This is a genomic window from Scytonema hankhaensis NUACC26 (genome assembly GCF_045865695.1).
Classification (GTDB): domain Bacteria; phylum Cyanobacteriota; class Cyanobacteriia; order Cyanobacteriales; family Nostocaceae; genus Scytonema.
In genome coordinates this window covers 1-4,821 of the sequence record NZ_BAACAP010000033.1, presented here as the reverse complement: position 1 = coordinate 4,821, position 4,821 = coordinate 1, and the positions used below count along the sequence as shown (strand labels likewise).

1 protein-coding gene is annotated in these 4,821 nt (G+C 41.7%); it reads left to right on the top strand.

What is annotated here, in order from left to right; genetic code table 11:
• The coding region (locus ACKTT2_RS00590; protein WP_407882919.1) for an ATP-binding response regulator at positions 1 to 4,821 on the top strand (4,821 nt) is incomplete at both ends.

Below are 4,821 nucleotides of genomic sequence, written 5' to 3'. Positions count from 1 at the left end.
AACAGTGGCGAGCGCGTCTGCTCTCAGCTTTAGGAAGCAATGGGCAAATCATCATTGATGTCATTCCTGAAGTTGAACTTATTATCGGCAAACAGCCAGTTGTGCCAGAAATTGGATCGACCGAATCTCAAAACCGTTTTAATATAGTCTTTCAAAACTTTATAAGAGTGTTCTGTAGGAAAGAGCATCCTTTGGTCATCTTTCTGGACGATTTGCAGTGGGTAGACTCGGCGACTCTCAAATTAATTCAGTTGATGATGACGGATAGCAAGTCGCAATACCTTTTTCTGATTGGAGCATATCGTGATAACGAAGTTAACCCAAATCATCCATTGATAATGACGCTTGAGGGGCTAAAAAAAGAAGGAGTAGATATCAACCAGATTACGTTAGCACCTTTAAAACAAGAGCATATTAGTCACCTGCTTACCGACACATTATACAGTGACACTAGCACGAGTTTACCCTTGGCTGAGTTGCTGTTGTGTAAAACTGGCGGTAATCCTTTCTTTGTCAATGAGTTTCTAAAAACCCTCTATGCGGAAAACCTAATTACCTTTAACCTCGTTGAGAATTTGCAACTTGAGTTTGAGATTAATAATCCACAATCCAAGTCGCTGGTTAGGTTTCACGGAGAGTTTCCGGAGGAAAAACGCAAACGCTCGCTCCAAAGTCGAAAATGGTATTGGGATTTGGCTCAAATCGAAGCAAAAGACATCACCGCCAATGTGGTGGAGTTGATGATTAGCAAGTTGAAAAAACTGCCAGATGCCACGCAGCAGGTTTTACGATTAGCAGCTTGTGTAGGCGCTGAATTTGACTTAAAAACCCTTTCAATTATCTGTGAAAAATCGCCTAGAGAAACGTTCCTAGACTTAGCAATGGCACTTGATTTAGGGTTAATTTCGCCTAGATCGGAGTTAGATGAAGAACTATTAATTCAAAATTATAAATTCCTGCACGACCGGGTACAGCAAGCTGCTTATGCCTTGGTTGAGGAGTCGCAAAACCAAGCAATTCACTTACAAATTGGTAATTTACTATTACATAATACTAAACCGGAAACATTATTAGACAAGATATTTCAAATAGCCGATCATCTGAATCTTGGTATTAAACTTGTTACTGAGCAAGAAAAACGAGATGAAATAGCCAAATTAAATTTGATGGCAGGTCAGAAAGCAAAAGCCGCTACAGCTTATGATGCTGCCAAAAGATATTTAACTACAGCAAGAGAATTGCTGCCGCTTAATAGTTGGCAACGTCAGTATGACCTGACTTTGGCTTTACATGAGTCAGCCGCAGAAGCAGCGTACCTATGCGGTCATTTTAATGAGATGGAGAAATGGACAACGGTTGTCCTGCAACAAGCAAAAACTATTCTAGACAAAGTGAAAGCTTATGAGATTAAAATTCAAACCTGCATGGCGCAAAGCCAGCCATTGAAAGCAATCAATACTGCGCTGCAAGTTTTGCAGCAACTGGGGATCGGTTTTCCTGAAACGCCCAGTCAGTCGGATGTTTACCTTGAACTAGACACGATCGCATCCCTGTTGAGTAAAAAACCGATCGGCGACTTGATCCATTTGCCAGAAATGACCGAGCCGAAGCAGTTGGCGGCTATGCGTATACTATCAAGCATAACGATTGCCGCCCAAATTGCTGCTCCAGATTTAGTGCCTCTACTTGCGTCTAAACAGGTCAACTTGTCAATCCAATATGGCAATGCTTTTGTGTCTCCCTGTGCCTATGCTACCTTTGGGTTCATTCTTTGTGGGATGGTAGGAAACATTGAGTCGGGCTACGAGTTTGGACAGCTTGCTCTAAGGCTGTTGTCACAGCCGAATACCCATGCACTCAAAGCTAGAACATTGCTGTTTGTAAATCTCTTCATCATCCATTGGAAAGAACATATTAGAGAAATATTGCAGCCATTCCTGGAAGGCTATCAAAGTGGGCTAGAAACTGGAGATTTAGAGTTTGCCGCCTATTGCGCTCAAGCTTACTGTTCTCAATCCTTTCGCGTCGGAAAGGGACTCGTGGAACTTGAACGCGAGATAAAAACATACAATGAGGCAATCCGTCAACTCAAACGGGAAGCAGTACTCACCTGGCAGCAGATATTTCAGCAATCTGTCTCAAATTTGATAGGATGCTCAATCAATCCCTATCGTCTAGTTGGCGAATTCTACAATGAGGAGAGTAGACTACCACAACACAAAGCAGTAAATGATGGAACCGCAATCTTTCTGGTACATTTCAACAAACTTTTCCTATGCTATTTATTCTCTGAGTATGCTCAGGCAGTTGAAAACTCGGCCATAGCGGAAAGTTATTTGAGCAGCGTTACACCGACACCTTTTGTTCCTTTGTACTACCTCTATGATTCTCTAGCAAGACTCGCAACATACCCCGAAAGCAGTGCTCAAGCGCAGTCGGAAATCCTCAAAAAAGTTGCCCTTAGCCAGGAGAAAATGAAGCAATGGGCACATTATGCGCCCATGAATTATTTGCATAAATATCACTTGGTGCAAGCAGAGACTGCACGAGTTTTGGATCGATTGCTTGAGGCAGAAGAATTCTACGAACAAGCAATTCAAGATGCACAAGACAATGACTATCTTCAAGAAGAAGCATTAGCTTATGAATTAGCTGCCAAATTTTACCTATCTCGTGGTAGAGGAAAGATTGCCCAAACTTACATGAAGGAAGCATATTACTGCTACGCTCGCTGGGGAGCGACTGCGAAGGTCAAAGATTTAGAAACTCGATATCCGCAGCTATTTCCTCAGTCCTCAGGCATGGCTGATACACCGAACCACACAGCTTCTGGAACCACCTCTAGTAACTCAGACATCGCTTTAGATTTAGCTACGGTGATGAAAGCATCCCAAGCGATTTCTGGTGAAATTTTTCTCGATAAGTTACTCGGTTCCTTGATGAAGATCTTAATTGAAAATGCCGGGGCGCAAACAGGCTTTCTCATTTTGGACAAAGCAGGGAAATTGGTAATTGAAGCTTCTGGCGAGGTAAATTCTGACACTGTATCTGGTAACTGTAGTATTATAAACGTGTTGCAGTCAATTCCCATTGACAACCGCGTACCTGCATCAATCATCAACTATGTCGTCCGTACAAAAGAAAGTGTGGTCTTGAATGATGCAACTCGTGAGGGTAATTTTACACTTGACCCTTGTATCAAAGAGTATCAGACAAAATCGATTTTATGTGTGCCACTTGTCAATCAAGGTCATTTGGGTGGCGTTGTCTATTTTGAGAATAATCTGATAACGAATGCCTTTACCCCCGCTAGGTTAGAAGTCTTAAAACTTTTATCATCTCAAGCAGCAATATCAATTGAAAATGCTCGTCTCTATGCCGATTTAGAATCAGCTAATACCACCTTAGAAGCAAAAGTAGAAGAGCGAACGCTGGAATTACAGGAAAAAAATCTGCATCTACAGAAAGCCGAAGATGCCGCACAATCTGCTAACCGTGCCAAGAGCGAATTCTTGGCCAACATGAACCATGAATTGAGAACTCCACTCAACGGCATTTTGGGTTATACTCAAATCCTTAAACGAGACAAAAGTTTAATCGGTCTGCAAAAAGATAAAATTAACATCATTTACCAGTGCGGTAACCACCTACTCAACCTAATTAATGACATTTTAGACCTCTCCAAAATTGAAGCCCGGAAAATGGAACTTTACTCAAGTAATTTTCGTTTTCCGAAATTTCTCAAAGAAATTACTGAAATTTGCCACATTCGGGCGAAAGAAAAAGGAATTTTCTTGATTTACGAGCCTCTCACCCCACTGCCTATAGGTGTTAAAGGCGATGAGAAGCGGTTACGACAAGTATTGATTAATTTACTCAGTAATGCAGTCAAATTTACCGAGATCGGCAGAGTAACCTTCAAAGTTGGGTATTATGACGGCAAAATGAGATTTCAGGTAGAAGATACAGGCATTGGTATAGCAAATGAGCAATTAGAAAAAATATTTTTGCCCTTCCACCAGGTAGAATACCACAGTCGTAAGATTGAAGGAACAGGATTGGGACTGACAATTAGCCGTCAATTAGTTCAGATGATGGGCGGCGAATTGAAGGTAAAGAGTACTTTAGGAAAAGGAAGCGTTTTCTTCTTTGAGTTAGATTTGCCGGAAGTTGAGCAACCGACTCATATTAACCAAGGAGAACAAGGTACAATTATTGCTTACAAAGGTGAAGGGCGCAAAGTTTTGGTCGCAGACGATAAATTGGATAATCGCTCGGTTCTAGTTGGTATGCTGCAACCTTTAGGATTTGAAATTGTGTCAGCAACGGATGGTCAGGATTGTTTAAATAAGGCGCGTGAGTTAAAACCTGATGTTATTTTGATGGACTTGAAAATGCCGATAATGAGTGGCTTAGAAGCTACCCGCCAGATTCGGCAGTTGCAACTCAATGTGGTGGTGATTGCTACCTCAAGTAGTGTTTTTGATTTCGAGCAACAAAAAAGTTTTGAGGCAGGTTGCAATGATTTTCTCCCTAAACCTATACGGTTAGAGGAGCTTTTAGAAAAGTTGCAGCTTTACCTGAAACTAGAATGGATTTATCAGGAGAGTAATGCCGCTCAAGTGACTAGCTCCCTTACAACACAGATATTGGAAACAAAACCTCTGGTTGCACCGCCACCAGAGGAAATCGCTGTCCTGTTTGAGCTAGCAGTCATTGGCGACCTTAAAGGTATTGTCAAGCGAGCTGAACACCTGGAATTGAATAAAAAATTGATACCATTTGCCTCTCATCTGCGTCAATTAGCCAAAGGTTTTAAAG